Origin of the sequence: Piscinibacter sp. XHJ-5 (genome assembly GCF_029855045.1) — a bacterium.
Lineage (GTDB): Bacteria > Pseudomonadota > Gammaproteobacteria > Burkholderiales > Burkholderiaceae_C > Albitalea.
The window spans coordinates 4,203,364-4,218,773 of sequence record NZ_CP123228.1 but is presented as its reverse complement, the minus strand read 5'-3'; the positions used below and the strand labels follow the sequence as shown (position 1 = coordinate 4,218,773).

Here is a 15,410-nt window from a genome sequence, read left to right as displayed (position 1 = left end):
GGGCGATGAGGCCAGACTCATCGGCCCTGCGCCAGCTCTTCGATCACCTCTCCGACGCGCTGCTGCTGCTCGACCGGCACGCGCGCATCACCTTCGCCAACACCGCCGCGCTGCGCTCGCTGCATTGCGAGGCCGGGATGCCGCTGGATCAGCTCCAGCCGATGCTCGGCGAGGCCGCGGTGCAATGGGTGCACGCCTGCGTGCAGGCGATGGCGCACGGGCGCTCGCCGCCTCCCGGCGACGCGCCGGCCGCTCATCTGCCGGACGGGCGACGCGTGACGCTCGCCTGGCAGCCGCTGGAGGGCCTGCATTCGGCGCTGCGGCTGCAGGTCTCGGCAGCCGCGGCGGCCGGCGCAGAGCTGCCCCAGGTCGCGCCCGCTTCGGCCTCGGGCATGCACATGCTGTGGCAGCTGCCGTTCCCCGCCTCGCTGCAGGACTCGGCGTATCGCATGGTCGACGTCAACCAGGCGTACCTCGACTTCACCGGCTACCCGCGCGAGACGCTGATCGGCATCGACCCGGTCGAGCTGCAGCCCGAGGAAGATCGCGCCGCGAACGTCGCCGCGCGAGGCGAGCTGCTGGAAAGAATGAGCCGCGGGCCTGCGCTGATCGAGCGCCGCCTCGTGGATGCCGGCGGCCGCGAACGCTGGTTCCGCGCCGCGGCCAGCATGTTGCGGGGCGACGACGGCACGCCGCTGTTCCTCGTGACGATGCAGGACAGCACCGCCGAGCATGCGGCGCGCGAGCGGGCCGACCGCTCGGCGCGCGAGCTCGACGACTGGTTCGACCTGAGCCCGGTCGGCATGGTCCTGTTCGACGAGGCCGGCCTGCTGGTGCGCACGAACCCGGCGTTCGACGCGCTGGTCGGCGACGTCCCGCCGCTGCTCCCGGAGGCATCGGCCAGCCTGCAGCAACTGCTCGCCTGGGATGCGCGAGGGCCGTCGCCACGCTTGCAGCCGGGCAGCAACCCGGTGGCCGTGCAAGGCTGGATGATGCAGTCCGACGGCACCCAGCGTCGGCTGCGTTCCACCGTGCGCTGCTACCGCACGCCGGGCGGCCAGCGCCGCTACATGGCGGTGGTGGAGGACCGCAGCATCGAAGAGGAACGCGACCTCGCGCAGATGCAGATCGGCGCGCTGATCGACACCGCGGGCGTGGGCATCGCCACCTTCCAGGAATCCTCCGGGTGGGTGCGGCAGCGCCAGCCGCAGGCCGGCGCGGCCGATGCGGCGTCGTCGGCGGCGCTGCAGTCGATCAGCCGCGAGATCGTGGTGCCCGAGTCGCTGCCCGAATACGAGCGGCTGCAGCAGGCCTTGCGTCAGGCGCAGCGTGCCGAGGTGCGCTACGCCGTGCGTCACCCCGAGCTCGGCCAGCGCTGGCTGCTGACGCGCGTGGAGCCCGCGACGCTGGCGTCGGGCAAGCGCACCACCTCCGTGGTCACGCTCGACGTGACCGAGCAGCACCAGCAGCAGCAGCGCAGCGAGCAGCTGCTGCACGAGATGGCCACCATCCTCGAGAGCAGCGCCGCGGGCATCGCCTACCTGCGCGCCAACGTGCTGGTGCGCAGCAACCGGCGCTTCGAGGCGATGCTGGGCCTGGCCGGCGGCGGGCTTGCGGGCAGCAGCCTCCAGGAGCTGTTCGGACCTTCCGTGCAGGGACAGCGCATCGCCGCCGACACGCTGCTCGCGCTGAACCGGGGCCTGACCTACGAGACCGAGTTCGAGGTGCCGCTGCCCCCCGGCAACGAACCGGCATCGCTGTGGTACGCGCTGTCGGTGCGCCGCAGCGGGCCGGCCGGCGGGCCCATCGAGGCGATCGCGGTGCTGTCGGACATCACCCGCCTGAAGGCGCAGCAGACCGAGCTCGAGATCCTGGCCCGCGACCGCGAGCTGATGTTCAGCCTGTCCGAGGTGGGCATCGCCTTCGTCCGCAGCGGCCGCATCGAGCGGGCGAACGATGCGCTGGCTGCGCTCACAGGCCATGGCCCGGCCGAGCTCGCCGGGCTGCCGCTGTGGCACCTGTCTGCCGACACCCCGCAGGCCGACCTCAGCTGGGCGCGCGAGGAAGACGCGCTGCGCCGCTTCGGCCGCTGGACCGGCGAGCGGCAGCTCAAGCGCCGCGACGGGCAGCTGCTGTGGGTTCAGGTCAGCAAGCGGGCGGTCGCCGCCGGCGATCCGACGGCCGGCATCATCGTGTCGTACGTCAACGTCGATGACCGCCATCGCGCCCAGGAAGCGGTGGCGCTGCAGGCGGAGCGAACCCGCGCCATCCTCGATTCCGTGCTGGTGGGCATCGTCACCGTCGGCGCGAACGGCATCGAATGGATGAACCGCTCGGCGCGCCGCATGTTCGGCGGCGACCTGGCCGATTTCATCGATCAGCCGATCGACACCGTGGCCACGCCGGAGCCGGAACATCCGTTCCGGCAGAAGCATTACCTCAGCGACCTTGCCGAAGGTCAGGCCGAGACCTTCGAATGCCGCGTGAAGGCGCGCGACGGCCGCGAGTTCTGGATCGTCGGCAACGCGGTCGCCACCGGCCGCGACGAGGGCCGCCAGCTCACCTACGCGCTGCTCGACATCGAGCGGCGGCGCCAGGCAGAGGCTCGCACCATGCAGGCGCAGGCCTCGCTGCAGCGGATCATCGAAGCGGCGCCCATGGCCATCACGCTGCGTGATGCCCGCACGCTGCGCATCCTGCAGGTCAACGAGGTCGCCGCGCGCAGCGTGCTGCGCACGCCGGCCGAGATCGTCGGCTGCACGCCGGAGGAGATCTTCGATGCCGACGTCGCGGCGCAGCGGCGTCGCGACATGGAAGAGGCGCTGCGCTCGCGGCGTCTGCTGCAGGTCGAGTACCGCGTCGAGGAGAACGGCGAGACCCGCATCTGGGACGCGCGCTACCTGCCGCTGGCCTCGCCCGGCCAGCCGCCCGACCAGCTGCTGCTGGTGGCCACCGAGGTCACCGAGCAGCGTGCGGCCCAGCAGGCGAAGTTCGAGGCCGCGCTGGCGCAGCGGGAGATGCTGGTGAAGGAGGTGCATCACCGCATCAAGAACAACCTGCAGGGCGTGGCCGGGCTGCTGCAGCAGATCGCCCTGCGCAAGCCCGAGGTGGCGCCCGCCATCTCCGAGGTGGTGGGGCAGGTGCAGGCGATCGCGCAGGTCTACGGGCTGCAGGTCGGCGTGACCGGCCCGCTGCGGCTCAAGAGCGTCGTCGAGGCGATCACCGGCTCGGTGCAGCGCACCTTCGGCCACGGCATCCTGCTGAGCGTTGAAGGACCGGCGCCGCACCAGTGGGCGCTGCCGGAAGCCGAGTCGATTCCGATCGCGCTGACCGTCAACGAGCTGCTGACCAACGCGGTCAAGCACAGCATCGACGGGCGCGGGGTGCAGGTCGCCTGCACGCTGGTGTGCGGGGAGGAAGGCGTGCGCATCGAGATCCGCAACCGCGCGCAGCTGCCGCCCGGATTCGATGTGGCGCGCTTTCCCGGCGGCGTCTCCGGGCTCGGGCTGGTGCGATCGCTGCTGCCGCGGCGCAGCGCGAAGCTGAGCATCGAGCAGCGGGGCGACGAGGTGGTGGCGACGGTGGCGCTCGTGCCGCCGGGTGTCACGAAGCTCGAGCCCGCATGATGTTGGGGGAGAATCGCGCCATGCAGAACAAGGGCAAGATCCTCGTCGTCGACGACGACCGCCTGGTGCTGGCAACGCTGACACACGGCCTGGCGCAAGCCGGCTACGAGGTCATCGATGCCGACAACGGCGACGATGCCATCCTGCTCGCGCGCGAGCACAAGCCCGACCTCGCGCTGCTCGACATCCGCATGGAAGGCAAGAGCGGCTTCGATGTGGCCGCCTATCTGCGCGAGTACTGCCAGATGCCGTTCATGTTCCTTTCGGCCTTCTCCGACGACGAGACGCTGCGGCAGGTGAAGGCGCTCGGCGCGGTCGCCTACCTCGTCAAGCCGCTGGACATCCGCCAGATCGTGCCGGCCGTGGAGGCAGCGTTCGCGAGTGCCGGATCGCGCAAGGCCGAACCGCCCGCGCAGGCGGCGGCACACGACCAGCCCGCGATGACGCCCGCCGTGGCGATGGCGGTCGGCGTGCTGATGCACCGCTACTCGCTGGCCCGCGGCGTGGCGCTGCAGCGGCTGGAGCGCATGGCGGCGGCGCAGGGGCTGCCGATCGCGGAGCAGGCCGAACGGCTGCTCGCCGCGGTCGAGCTGCTCGCGATGCCCTCCTGAGGCCGGCACTTCTCCGATCGCCGGCGGCCCACTTCACAACAAGGGCCGCAGCGACTGCGCCGCCTCCCGCAGCAGCGGCAGCAGCTTCGCGACGAGCTGCTCCGTGCTGTACGCCTGCACCTGCAGGGTCATGCCGATCGCCCCGCGGCATTCGCCCTTGCGGTCCTTCAGCGGCATGGCGATGCCGCGCAGCCCGTTGTCGAGGTGCTGCTCGGTCATCCAGTAGCCCAGCTCGCGAGCGGCCAGCACGTTGTCGCGAAACGCCTGCAGGTCGGTGATGGTGTGCGACGTGAAGCTCGTGAACTGGTGCTCGGCGATCCACGCATCGAGCGCCTCGTCGCTGTAGCTCGACAGGATCGCGAAGCCGGGGGTGACCACGTGTGCGGGCACCCGCACGCCGACCTGGTAGCCGATCGAGACATAGCGCGGCGGGTTGCTGCGCGCCACGTAGACCACTTCGTGGCCGTCGAGCACGCTCATGTTGACGGTCTCGCCGCTCTGCATCGAGGCCCGCTGGATGAAGGGCTGCACCAGGCGCGGCAGGCGCGCCGCGCCGAGGTAGCTCTGCCCCAGCCGCAGCACTCGCGGCGACAGCCAGAAGTGCTTGCCATCGGTTGCCGCATAGCCGAAGTGGCACAGGCTCAGCAGGAAGCGGCGCGCCGCCGTGCGGGTGATCCCCGTCAGCGCGGCGGTCTCGCTGGCGGTGAGCCGGGGATGGTCGTCGTCGAAGGCTTCGATGACACGCAGGCCCTTGCCCAGGCCTTCGATGAGGTCCTTGTGGTTGATCTCGAACTTCTCGGCGGTCATGGTGGAAACCCGGCAAGCGAACGATCGTCGCGCGGGTCGAGCGATCATCGCGCGCAAGGGGCCGATTTGCCTTGAGGGAAACCCTCCGTCTCCCTATCGTTGCCGACGACATGAAGCGCAACGGCATCACGGAAATCATCAGCGGCACCACCCGGGTGTTCCTCATCCTCGGGGATCCGGTGGCGCAGGTGCGCGCGCCGGAGGCCTTCAACCATCTCTTCCGCCGCCACGGCGCCGATGCGGTGCTGGTGCCGGCGCACGTCGAGCCGGCGCATTTCGACGACTTCGTCCGGCACGTGCTCACCGCCCGCAACATCGACGGGCTGTGGCTCGCGATTCCGCACAAGACCGCGATGCTGGGGCTGCTCGATCGGTGCGACGCGCTGGGCCGCAGTGCCGGAGCGGTGAACGCCGCCCGCCGTCATGCCGACGGCTCCCTCGAAGGGGCGCTGTTCGACGGCGTGGGCTTCACCAAGGCGCTGGACCACTTCGGCTTCGCCATCGCGGGCTGCCGGGCGCTGGTGGTCGGCGTGGGCGGGGGCGGCGTCGCGATCGCTGCATCGCTGGCGGCGCGCGGGGCCGCCACCATCGCGCTCTACGACCACGCCGCCGGACGCACCGATGCCGTCGCGGCGCGGCTGTCGCGGGATTTCGGCGCCGAGATGCTCTCGCTCGACCGGCCCGATCCCGCCGGCTTCGACCTGGTGGTCAATGCCACGCCGCTCGGCCTGAACGCCGGCGATCCGCTGCCCTTCGACGTGTCGCGCCTCGATGCCGAGACGGTCGTGGTCGACATCCTGATGAAGAACCAGCCGACGCCGTTGCTGCGCGCCTGCCATGCGCGCGGCATCGCCGCGCACCCGGGCTTCGAGATGATGGTGCAGCAGGTGCCCGAATACCTGTCGTTCTTCGGCTTCGACCACATCGCACGCGCGGTGCAGTCGGACCCGGGCGAGATCCGTTCGCTGTTCGTTCCATTCCAACAAGGAGACACGCCATGACCCACGCCACCCTCAAGCTGCTGGCTTTCGCGGCAGGCGCCGCATTCAGCCTGGGCGCCTTCGCGCAGCAGACCGTGAAGATCGCGGTGATCCAGGAGCTGTCGGGCGCCGGCGCCACCGCCGGCACCAACTTCAAGAACGGCGTCGACCTGGCGATCCGCGAGATCAACGCGGCCGGCGGCATTCTCGGCAAGAAGATCGAGGCCACCGTCAATGACACGCAGTCCAACCCCGGGGTGGCCAAGGGCCTCGCGACCAAGGCGGTCGACGACGGCGCCTTCGCCGTGTTCGGCCCCACGTTCTCCGGCTCGATGCTGGTGAGCATGGCGGAGACGCGCCGCGCCGAAGTGCCCAACTTCACCGGCGCCGAGGCCGCCTCCATCACGCAGCAGGGCAATCCGTACGTGTTCCGCACGAGCTTCACGCAGACCACGTCCATGCCCAAGGTGGCGCGCTACATCGCGAACAACCTGAAGGCCAAGACGGTGGCGGTGATGTTCGTCAACAACGACTTCGGCAAGGGCGGCCGCGACGCGTTCCGCACCGCCGCCGAAGCCGCCGGGCTGAAGGTGGCCGCCGACATCTCCACCGACTCGGGCCAGGTCGATTTCTCCGCGCCGGTGCTGAAGGCCAAGCAGAGCAATGCCGACGTGCTGTTCGTCTACAGCAACGAGGAGGAGTCGGCGCGCATCCTGCGCGAGCTGCGCAAGCAGGGCTGGAGCAAGCCCATCGTCGGCGAGACGACGCTGACCGGCCAGAAGGTGATCGACCTGGCCGGCGAGGCCGCCAACGGCGCACTGGCGCACGTGGGTCTCACGGTCGACGCGCCCATTCCGGCGATGCGCGCCTTCCGCGCCAAGTTCGAGAAGGAATACAAGTACGTCTCCGATCACAACGGCATCAAGGGCTACACCGGCGTCTACCTGCTGAAGGCGGGCATCGAGAAGGCCGGCAAGCTCGACCGCCAGGCGGTGGCCAAGGCGCTGCACGGCCTGTCGGTGTCGGCCGCCAAGGACCCCGGCGTCATCATGGACGTCACCATCGACGACAAGGGCGACCTCGACCGCGAGAGCTTCATCATCGAGGTGAAGAACGGCAAGCAGGAGGTGAAGGAGACGCTGCCGGCGCTGGGGAAGAAGCAGAGCTGAGCCGAGTTGCTGCGGCCGAATTCAGTCGAACCACAGAGCACCGCAAGCCCGTGGCCGTGCCCGGCCTGCAGGCAGGAACGATGGCGCAGCAGCAGCTCCCTCTCCCGCTTGCTGCAGAGGGAGCCGCGCGGTGGGCCTGCGGTAAGTGAATTGACGGCCGTCGCCCGGAGCCGACCATGACCGACTTTCTCCAGCTCTTCTTCTCCGGCCTTGCCACCGGCGGCATCTATGCCCTGGCCGCGCTCGGCTTCACGCTGCTGTGGCAGGCGTCGGGCACGATCAACTTCGCGCAAGGCGAATTCGTGATGCTGCCGGCCTTCCTGATGCTGGCCTTCAACATGGCCGGCGCGCCGCTGCTGGTGAGCTTCGTGCTGACCTGTGCGATCGCGGTGGCCGTGCTCGGCTGGGGCTTCAAACGCGGCATCGCCGATCCGCTGCTGAAGTTCGGGCTGATGCCCATCGTCGTCGCGACGATCGGCCTGGCGATCGCGATGCGCAATGGCGTGCGCGCCGGCTACAGCGCCGAGGCGCATCCGTTTCCCAGCCTGTTCGCCGACAAGCTGTTCAACATCGCCGGCGTGACCATCACGCTGGCCGACATGGGCACGCTGCTGATCGCCCTGGTCCTGGTGCTGGGAACGCAGGCCTTCCTGGCCAAGACCGTCACCGGGCGAGCGATGCAGGCGGTGGCGCAGAACACCGACAGCGCCACCGTGCTGGGCATCGACGTGCCGCGCATGGTCTTCTACACCTTTGCGATCAACGCGCTGCTCGCCTGTGCCGCGGCGCTGCTGGTCACGCCGACCTACCTCGCCAAGTTCGACATGGGCGAGTCGCTGGGCACCAAGGCCTTCTTCGCGGCCATCATCGGCGGCTTCAACAACTCGCGCGGCGCGCTGCTCGGCGGGCTGATCGTGGGCGTCTGCGAGAACCTCGCCGCCGCCTACATCTCGCCGGCCTACAAGGACGCGGTGGCGCTGATCGTCTTCATGCTGGTGATCCTGTTCAAGCCGCAGGGTCTGCTGGGCAAGAAAGTGGAGCGCAAGGTATGAAGAGATCGCTGCTTGTGGGCCTCGCCGGGCTTCTCGTGCTGCTCGCGTTGCCGCCGTTCCTGAAGAGCTACGGGCTGTATCTGCTCAGCACCTGGGTGGTGTTCGTCATCGCGACGATGGGGCTCAATCTCACCATCGGCTACGCCGGGCAGAAGTCGCTCGGCCATGCCGCCTTCTTCGGCATAGGCGCCTACTGCGTCGCGATCCTGATGAAGGCGGGCTTCAGCTTCTGGCTCGGCCTGCCGCTGGCGGCGATCGGCTGCTTCATCGTCGGTCTCGCGCTGGGCTTTCCGGCGCTGCGCGTGCAGACGATCTACCTGGCGTTCGCGACGCTGGGCTTCAACACAGCGCTGTGGCTGGTGATGCGCAACGAGGAGTGGCTGACCGGCGGCACCTTCGGCATCAACAACATCGCGCGCCCGCATCTTCTGGGCTGGAGCCTGGAAGGCAATCTCGCCTACTACTACTTCGTGCTGGCGGTCGCGATCGTGCTGTGCGCGCTGCTGTGGGCCCTGCTGCGATCCCCCTGGGGCAAGGCCTTCACCGCGCTGCGCGACAACCCCATCCGCGCCGAGAGCCTGGGCATCCACATCCAGGCCTACACGTTGCTGTCGTTCGCCATCGGCGCGGCGTATGCGGGCGTGGCCGGCGCGCTGTTCGCGTCGCTGGTCCAGTTCATCGAGCCGGCGCCGTTCGCGGTGGGCAGCTCCATCATGATGTACCTGATGGTGGTGGTCGGCGGCTCGGGCTACTTCTTCGGCCCGCTGCTCGGCACCGCGGTCGGCGTGCTGCTCCCCGAGTGGCTGCGCTTCGCACAGGGCTGGTACCTGTTCGTCTTCGGCGCCGCGGTGGTGGTGCTGATGCGCTGGCTGCCCGACGGGCTGCTGAGCATTCCCGATCTCATCCAGGCGCGCAGGCAGGCGCGCGAAGCCTCGGCCGAACGTGCGGCCGCAGCAGCGCGAACCGCCGGGGCTTCGACATGACCGCCCCCTTGCTCAAGGTGACCGGCCTGAAGAAGGCCTACGGGGCGATCCAGGCGGTGGACGGCGTGTCCTTCGAGGTGATGCCCGGCGAGATCTTCGGCGTCATCGGGCCCAACGGTTCCGGCAAGACGACCATGTTCAACAGCGTGCTCGGCCAGATCAAGGCCGATGCCGGAACGGTGGAGCTCAACGGCAAGGACATCACCAACCTGTCCCCGCTGCAGCTCAACCGCCGCGGCGTGGGGCGCACCTTCCAGACGCTGCAGGTGTTCGGCAAGATGAGCGTGCGCGACAACCTCATCGTCGCGGCGCAGGAGCACGAGGGCACGATGGGCAGCCGCCTGTTCGCGCCCAACGACTCCGGCCTCGGCGCCAAGGCCGATGCGCTGATCGACCAGTTCCGCATCCGTCACGTCGCGCACAAGAAGGCGGGCGAGCTCAGCTACGGCCAGCAGAAGCTGGTCGACATCGCGATGGCGTTCATGAGCGAGCCCGACCTGGTGCTGCTCGACGAGCCTTGCGCGGGCGTCAACCCCAGCCTGGTCGGCGGCATCAGCACCTTGCTCAAGGAGCTGAACCGCAGCCGCAAGGGCAGCTTCGTGGTGATCGAGCACAACATGGACTTCGTGATGGACCTGTGCCAGCGGATCATGGTGATGGTGGAAGGGCGCGTGATGGCGGTCGGCACGCCGGCGCAGATCCGGTCGAACAAGCAAGTGCTCGATGCCTACCTGGGGAACTAGATGGTCCTCCGCGGTCTTGTTTTCGAACACAGAGCCACGCAGACGCAGGGTGGAAGGAATGAATCTCCTCTGTGCCCTCTGTGCCCGCGTGGTTCCATCCTTGCCGAGGCAGTGAGATGACGACAGACACCTGCATCGAATTCGACGACGTCGTCGCCGGCTACGGCGAATTCATGATCCTCAACAACCTGAGCTTTCGCGCCAGGCGCGGCAGGATCACGCTGCTGCTGGGCCCCAACGGGGCCGGCAAGTCGACGGTGCTGAAGACGCTGTTCGGCATGCTCAAGGTGCGCCAGGGCCGCATCCGGCTCGACGGCCAGGACATCACCGGCGCCGGCGCCAAGGAGCTGCTGCTCGAGCACGGCGTGGCCTTCGTCCCGCAGGGCCGCAATCTCTTCGGCCAGCTCACGGCGTGGGAAAACCTGGAGCTCGGCGGCATCACGCTCGGCATGAAGACCACGCACGAGCGCATTCCCGAGGTGCTCGAGCGCTTCCCGCGCGTGAAGGAACGGCTGCACAGCCCGGCCTCGGCGCTCTCGGGCGGCGAGCAGAAGCAGCTCGAGGTGGGGCGGGCGCTGCTGCTGCGGCCCAAGGTGATCCTGATCGACGAGCCGTCGATCGGCCTGTCGCCGCTCGTCGTGGCCGACGTGTTCCGTCTTCTGCGCCAGCTCGCGGACGGCGGCACGACCGTGCTCATGGTCGAGCAGAACGTGAAGAGCGCGTTGAAGATGGCCGACGAGGCGATCGCGCTCGAATCGGGGCGACTGGTGCTGCACAAGCGCGCCGACGAACTGCTCGCCGATCCGAACATCGAGCGCCTGTTCCTGGGCGGCGCGCATGCGGCGCCGCAGGTGGTGGCGCGATGACCCGGCGGGCTCCCCTGCGACTGGCGGTGGCGGGCGCCGGCCTCATCGGCCGCGCGCACATCGAGCGCATCGCCGACCACGACGACTGCCTGCTGGCCGGCGTGACCGATCCATCGCCCGCCGCGGCCGACGTGGCGCGCGCCGCCGGCGTGCCGCTGTTCGACGATCTGCCGACGATGCTGGGCGCGCTGCGGCCCGACGGCGTGATCCTCGCCACGCCGAATGCGATGCACGTCCCCGGCGCGCTGCAATGCATAGAGCGCGGCGTGCCGGTGCTGGTGGAAAAGCCCGTGGCCGACACGCTGGAAGACGCGCACCGGCTCGCGGACGCCGCCGCTGCCACCCGAGTGCCGGTGCTCGTGGGCCACCACCGCCGCCACAGCCGCATTCTGGAAGCGGCGCGCTCGGTGATCTCCAGCGGGCGGCTCGGGCGCATCGTCGCAGTCAACGGCAGCGCGACCTTCCACAAGCCGGCCGGCTACTTCCGCGACGGCCCGTGGCGAACGCGCCGCGGCGGCGGGCCCATCCTCATCAACCTGGTGCACGAGATCGACAACCTGCGCATGCTGCTCGGCGAAGTGGCGCAGGTGCAGGCGATGGCCTCCAGCGCGGCGCGCGGCTTCGAGGTGGAGGACACGGCGGCGATCAGCCTGCGCTTCCACAGCGGCGCGCTCGGCACCTTCCTGCTCAGCGACACCGCGGCCAGCGCGCGCAGCTGGGAGCAGACAACCGGCGAGAACGCCGCCTACGACCGCCATGCCGACGAGGACTGCTACATCATCGCCGGCGACCGCGGCTCGCTGAACGTGCCGACCATGCGCCTGTGCACCAGCGTCGGAGAGCCCTCGTGGTTCACGCCGATGGCCATCGAGGTGCTCGACCGCAGCGTCGGCGATCCGCTGGCGCGCCAGCTCGCGCACTTCTGCGCGGTGATCCGCGGGCACGACGAGCCGCTCGTCAGCGCCGCCGACGCGGCGCGCACGCTGCGCGTGACGCTCGCGGTGGTCGAGTCGGCCCGGCGCGGCGGCGCGCCGGTGCGCATCGATTGACGCAAGGAGCGATGTCATGTCTGCAGACCGTGAAGCGATCGGCGAGCTGCCCAACCCGCTGGGCCTCGCGGGCATCGAGTTCGTGGAGTACCGCACCGGCCGGCCGCAGGCACTGGGGCAGCTGCTGGAGACGGTGGGCTTCCATCCGATCGCGCGGCACCGCTCGCGCGAGATCACGCTGTACCGGCAGGGTGCGATGAACGTGATCGTCAACGCCCACGGCGTGCCCTCCGACGAGGTGCCCACGATCTCCGCGGTCGCGCTGCGCGTGCGCGACGCAGGCGCTGCGTACCGCCGGGCGCTCGATCGCGGGGCCTGGGGCGTTCCGGTGCAGGTCGAGCCGATGGAGCTGCACATCCCCGCCATTCATGGCGTGGGCGCGAGCCGGCTGTATTTCGTGGACCGCTGGCAGGAGTTTTCGATCTAGGACGTCGACTTCGTGACCATCCCGGGCGCGCAGCGAGAGCCCCCCGCGCTTGCCGGGATGGGCTGGTTCGGCGTGGTGCAGTACATCGGCAACGACCGCACCGAGGACTGGACCGAGTTCTACCGCGAGTTGTTCGGCTTCTCCGAGCTGCCCGACGACCAGCGCTTCGGCATCCTGCCCAAGGGCCGCGTGCTGAAGAGCCCGTGCGGCGGCTTCTACTGGCAGCTCATCGAGCCGGAGCCGGGCATCCTCGACGTCGAGGATGACGAGATGCTGAACCGCGTGGCCTTCGGCGCGCGCGACGTGCTCGCCGCCGTGGCCCAGCTGCGGGCACGCGGCGTCGAGTTCGTCGAATCGCCCGGCGTGCACACCGAGTCGCGCGGCGCGGTGACGCGGCCGGCCCTCGGCGGCGTGGCGTTCGAGCTGGTGCACGACGAACGATAGGAGATCGCCATGCAGCATCCCGGCGGCAACACCGACGACTTCGGCATCGACACCATCTCGCTGACCGGCACGCTGCAGACCAGGCTGCGCGCCGCGCGCGACGCCGGCTTCACGCAGATCATGCTGAGCGCGCGCGACGTCGTCGGCCACGACGGCGGCGTGGATGCCGCGGTGAGGCTGGTTCGCGCCAGCGGCCTGCGCGTGACGGGCTTCCAGGTGCTGCGCGACTTCGAGGGCCTGTCGGGCCACCTGCACGACTACAAGGTGGACGTCGCGAAATCGATGCTGGAGCTGTGCGCCGCGCTCGGCTCCAGGGTGCTGCTAGCGTGCTCGTCGACCTCCACGCATGCGAGCGACGATCCGGCGAAGATGGCCGCCGACCTGCGCAAGCTGGCCATGCTCGCGCTGCCGCTGGGCGTCAAGGTCGCCTACGAAGGGCTGTCGTGGGGCCGCACGGTGAGCGAGTTCCCGCAGGCCTGGGACATCGTCTGCCGCGCCGACATGCCCAACCTGGGCATCGGCCTCGACTCCTTCCATGCCTTCGCGACCCAGACCGCGATCGAAGAGCTCGACATGCTCGATCCGGACAAGATCTATCTCGTGCAACTGGCCGACTTCATGTGGCAGGAGATCCGCTCGGTGGAGGAGCGCATCACCACCGCGCGGCACTTTCGGGTTTTTCCCGGCGAGGGGGTGCACAGCGAGCAGGTCGCGCAATGGGTGCTGCGACTGCATGCGCTCGGCTACCGCGGCGGCTACAGTTTCGAGGTGTTCAACGACGACTACCAGCAGATGCCGCCGGCCACCGTCGCCGCGCGCGCCTATCGCAGCGCGCTGTGGCTCGGCGAGGATGTGCTGCGCCGGTCGGTTCCCATTCCCAACGCGATCACCCTGAGGCGCAGCGCCGGCGGCGCACGACCACGATGAAACTCCTCCTGATCAACGGACCCAACCTCAACCTGCTCGGCACGCGCGAGCCCGCGGTGTACGGCAGCACCACGCTGGCCGATGTGGAAGCGATGGCACGCAACGAGGCCGCGACGCTGGGCGCGGAGCTGCTCACCTTCCAGAGCAACCACGAGGGCGCCCTGGTCGACCGCGTGCATGCCGCCCGCGCCGAGCAGGTCGACTTCATCGTCATCAATCCCGGCGCCTACACGCACACCAGCGTCGCGCTTCGCGATGCGCTGGCCGGCGTGGCGATCCCGTTCTTCGAGCTGCACATCAGCAACGTGCACCGGCGCGAGCCCTTCCGCCATCACTCCTACCTCAGCGACATCGCCGAGGGCGTCATCGTGGGCCTCGGCGTGATGGGCTATCGGCTGGCGGTGCGGGCGGCGGTGGAGAAGCTGGCCGGCTGAGCGGACCCGCCTTGCTCTCTCTCGCGAGCGGGAGAGGGGCGGGGTGAGCGCGAGTCGATCACGTCTCGCCCAGCGTGAACCTGAACGTCGCGCCCCGATCGACTTCGCTCTCGGCCCAGATGTCTCCGCCGTGGCGCCGAACGATGCGCCGCACCGACGCCAGGCCGATGCCGGTGCCCTGGAACTCCGTTGCGCTGTGCAGCCGCTGGAACACGCCGAACAGCCGGTCGGCGAAGCGCATGTCGAAGCCGGCCCCGTTGTCGCGCACCGCGAACACGCATCCGGTCTGCTGCACGTCGCGACCGAACCAGATCTGCGGATCGCGGCTCTTCGCCGTGTACTTCCAGGCGTTGCCGAGCAGGTTCTCGAGCGCGACGCGCAGCAGCGTCGGGTCGCCCTGGACGTGGATCTCCGGCTCGATGTGGACCGCCACGCGGCGCTCCGGGGACTGGCGCCTCAGGTCGTCGGCGATGTAGGCAGCGAGCTGCGACAGGTGGACCGGCTGCCGCGCGAGCGGCTGCGTCGACAGCTGCGACAGCGCAAGCAGCGCATCGATCATGCAGTTCATGCGCGCGGCCGCACCGAGCACGCGGTCGAGGTGATCGTTGCCGATGCGGTCGAGCAGGCGGCCGTAGTCTTCCTTCAGGATCTTGGTGAACCCTTCGACCACGCGGATCGGCGCGCGCAGGTCGTGCGAGACCGTGTAGCTGAAGGACTCGCTCTCGCTGTCGGCGTGGGTCGCGGCCGGCACCGGCCGCGGAGGCACCGGCGTGGCCGACAGGACGCGCAGCGTGCCGTGGTAGCCGGCGAAGCGGCCTTCGCCGTCGTGCAGCGCGATGCCGCGCAGCTGGCCGTGCGCCAGCTTGCCGCCGGGAAGCTGCACCTGCACCGGCAGGTCCGACACCGGGGAATGGGCGCCGACGCACGCCCGCACCGCCGCTTCGTCGCCGGCGCGAAAGCGAGTCCACAGCAGCTCGCCCGCGGGCGGCACCGTCCACGCGCCCGCCGGTGTGCCGTTGGGTGGGCGAAGCTGGGTGAGATGGTGATCGGCGTCGCTGCGCCACTGCCATACGTCGAACAGGTCGCCGAGCGCCCGCGCATGGATTCGCGCGTCGCGAAGCTCGCCGGCCAGACGCCGCTGCCGCGACAGCAGCCACGCGAACAGAGCCATGATGATCGCCGCCATGCCCCAGGCGACGGACTGCGGGATCAGCATCGCGCTGTACTGCGGCGGAACATGCATGGATTGTAGAAGTGAGGAATGCGGACGCGGACCGATTCAAGTTCGGCAT

The 15,410-nt window shown here is 69.6% G+C and carries 13 protein-coding genes and 1 pseudogene; 12 read left to right on the top strand and 2 right to left on the bottom strand.

Going from position 1 to position 15,410, the window contains the following annotated elements; all coding sequences use genetic code 11:
- Window positions 1-5 precede the first annotated feature (5 nt).
- Window positions 6-3,626, top strand: coding sequence for a PAS domain S-box protein (locus P7V53_RS19875; RefSeq protein WP_280151245.1), 3,621 nt, complete (start codon window positions 6-8; stop codon window positions 3,624-3,626).
- A 20-nt stretch (window positions 3,627-3,646) separates the two neighbouring features.
- On the top strand, window positions 3,647-4,237 hold the full coding sequence (locus P7V53_RS19870) for a response regulator (protein WP_280151244.1): 591 nt from the start codon (window positions 3,647-3,649) through the stop codon (window positions 4,235-4,237).
- A 33-nt stretch (window positions 4,238-4,270) separates the two neighbouring features.
- Here P7V53_RS19870 and P7V53_RS19865 read toward each other — a convergent pair whose 3' ends face one another.
- Window positions 4,271-5,044 (bottom strand): IclR family transcriptional regulator C-terminal domain-containing protein, encoded by a 774-nt coding sequence (locus tag P7V53_RS19865; RefSeq protein ID WP_280151243.1) that lies wholly within the window; start codon window positions 5,042-5,044, stop codon window positions 4,271-4,273.
- Window positions 5,045-5,154: 110 nt separating this feature from the next.
- Between P7V53_RS19865 and P7V53_RS19860 the strand changes: the two genes are divergently transcribed.
- The 10 genes and pseudogenes from P7V53_RS19860 to aroQ all read left to right on the top strand — a co-directional run bounded on the left by P7V53_RS19860 (window position 5,155) and on the right by aroQ (window position 14,118).
- Window positions 5,155-6,045 carry a shikimate dehydrogenase gene (locus P7V53_RS19860; RefSeq protein ID WP_280151242.1) on the top strand — a complete coding sequence of 297 codons (891 nt, stop codon included), beginning with the start codon at window positions 5,155-5,157 and terminating at the stop codon, window positions 6,043-6,045.
- Window positions 6,042-7,193 (top strand): ABC transporter substrate-binding protein, encoded by a 1,152-nt coding sequence (locus P7V53_RS19855; protein ID WP_280151241.1) that lies wholly within the window; start codon window positions 6,042-6,044, stop codon window positions 7,191-7,193. Before P7V53_RS19860 ends, P7V53_RS19855 begins: the two co-directional genes overlap by 4 nt.
- A 176-nt stretch (window positions 7,194-7,369) precedes the next feature.
- On the top strand, window positions 7,370-8,245 hold the full coding sequence (locus tag P7V53_RS19850; protein WP_280151240.1) for a branched-chain amino acid ABC transporter permease: 876 nt from the start codon (window positions 7,370-7,372) through the stop codon (window positions 8,243-8,245).
- Window positions 8,242-9,228, top strand: coding sequence for a branched-chain amino acid ABC transporter permease (locus P7V53_RS19845; RefSeq protein ID WP_280151239.1), 987 nt, complete (start codon window positions 8,242-8,244; stop codon window positions 9,226-9,228). Before P7V53_RS19850 ends, P7V53_RS19845 begins: the two co-directional genes overlap by 4 nt.
- Window positions 9,225-9,971, top strand: a complete 747-nt coding sequence (locus P7V53_RS19840; RefSeq protein WP_280151238.1) for an ABC transporter ATP-binding protein — start codon at window positions 9,225-9,227, stop codon at window positions 9,969-9,971. The genes P7V53_RS19845 and P7V53_RS19840 overlap by 4 nt, the downstream gene beginning before the upstream one ends.
- 116 nt (window positions 9,972-10,087) lie before the next feature.
- Window positions 10,088-10,837: an ABC transporter ATP-binding protein gene (locus P7V53_RS19835; protein ID WP_280151237.1), complete on the top strand. Its 750-nt coding sequence runs from the start codon at window positions 10,088-10,090 to the stop codon at window positions 10,835-10,837.
- A complete protein-coding gene (locus P7V53_RS19830) occupies window positions 10,834-11,886 on the top strand; it encodes a Gfo/Idh/MocA family oxidoreductase (protein ID WP_280151236.1) in 1,053 nt (350 codons plus the stop codon). The genes P7V53_RS19835 and P7V53_RS19830 overlap by 4 nt, the downstream gene beginning before the upstream one ends.
- A 16-nt stretch (window positions 11,887-11,902) precedes the next feature.
- Window positions 11,903-12,757, top strand: a pseudogene (locus P7V53_RS19825) (VOC family protein).
- Between the two features lie 9 nt (window positions 12,758-12,766).
- Complete coding sequence (locus P7V53_RS19820) at window positions 12,767-13,684, top strand: sugar phosphate isomerase/epimerase family protein (protein ID WP_280151235.1); 918 nt, start codon at window positions 12,767-12,769, stop codon at window positions 13,682-13,684.
- Window positions 13,681-14,118, top strand: coding sequence for a type II 3-dehydroquinate dehydratase (gene aroQ, locus P7V53_RS19815; RefSeq protein WP_280151234.1), 438 nt, complete (start codon window positions 13,681-13,683; stop codon window positions 14,116-14,118). The genes P7V53_RS19820 and aroQ overlap by 4 nt, the downstream gene beginning before the upstream one ends.
- Before the next feature lie 58 nt (window positions 14,119-14,176).
- On the opposite strand, the gene P7V53_RS19810 is transcribed toward aroQ, so the two are convergent.
- Window positions 14,177-15,361, bottom strand: a complete 1,185-nt coding sequence (locus P7V53_RS19810) for an ATP-binding protein (RefSeq protein WP_280151233.1) — start codon at window positions 15,359-15,361, stop codon at window positions 14,177-14,179.
- Window positions 15,362-15,410 lie beyond the last annotated feature (49 nt).

Coding starts and splice junctions, on each gene's coding strand:
- P7V53_RS19875 (WP_280151245.1), top strand. CDS start 6: ATGAGGCCAGACTCATCGGCCCTGCGCCAGCTCTTCGATCACCTCTCC.
- P7V53_RS19870 (WP_280151244.1), top strand. CDS start 3,647: ATGCAGAACAAGGGCAAGATCCTCGTCGTCGACGACGACCGCCTGGTG.
- P7V53_RS19865 (WP_280151243.1), bottom strand. CDS start 5,044: ATGACCGCCGAGAAGTTCGAGATCAACCACAAGGACCTCATCGAAGGC.
- P7V53_RS19860 (WP_280151242.1), top strand. CDS start 5,155: ATGAAGCGCAACGGCATCACGGAAATCATCAGCGGCACCACCCGGGTG.
- P7V53_RS19855 (WP_280151241.1), top strand. CDS start 6,042: ATGACCCACGCCACCCTCAAGCTGCTGGCTTTCGCGGCAGGCGCCGCA.
- P7V53_RS19850 (WP_280151240.1), top strand. CDS start 7,370: ATGACCGACTTTCTCCAGCTCTTCTTCTCCGGCCTTGCCACCGGCGGC.
- P7V53_RS19845 (WP_280151239.1), top strand. CDS start 8,242: ATGAAGAGATCGCTGCTTGTGGGCCTCGCCGGGCTTCTCGTGCTGCTC.
- P7V53_RS19840 (WP_280151238.1), top strand. CDS start 9,225: ATGACCGCCCCCTTGCTCAAGGTGACCGGCCTGAAGAAGGCCTACGGG.
- P7V53_RS19835 (WP_280151237.1), top strand. CDS start 10,088: ATGACGACAGACACCTGCATCGAATTCGACGACGTCGTCGCCGGCTAC.
- P7V53_RS19830 (WP_280151236.1), top strand. CDS start 10,834: ATGACCCGGCGGGCTCCCCTGCGACTGGCGGTGGCGGGCGCCGGCCTC.
- P7V53_RS19820 (WP_280151235.1), top strand. CDS start 12,767: ATGCAGCATCCCGGCGGCAACACCGACGACTTCGGCATCGACACCATC.
- aroQ (WP_280151234.1), top strand. CDS start 13,681: ATGAAACTCCTCCTGATCAACGGACCCAACCTCAACCTGCTCGGCACG.
- P7V53_RS19810 (WP_280151233.1), bottom strand. CDS start 15,361: ATGCATGTTCCGCCGCAGTACAGCGCGATGCTGATCCCGCAGTCCGTC.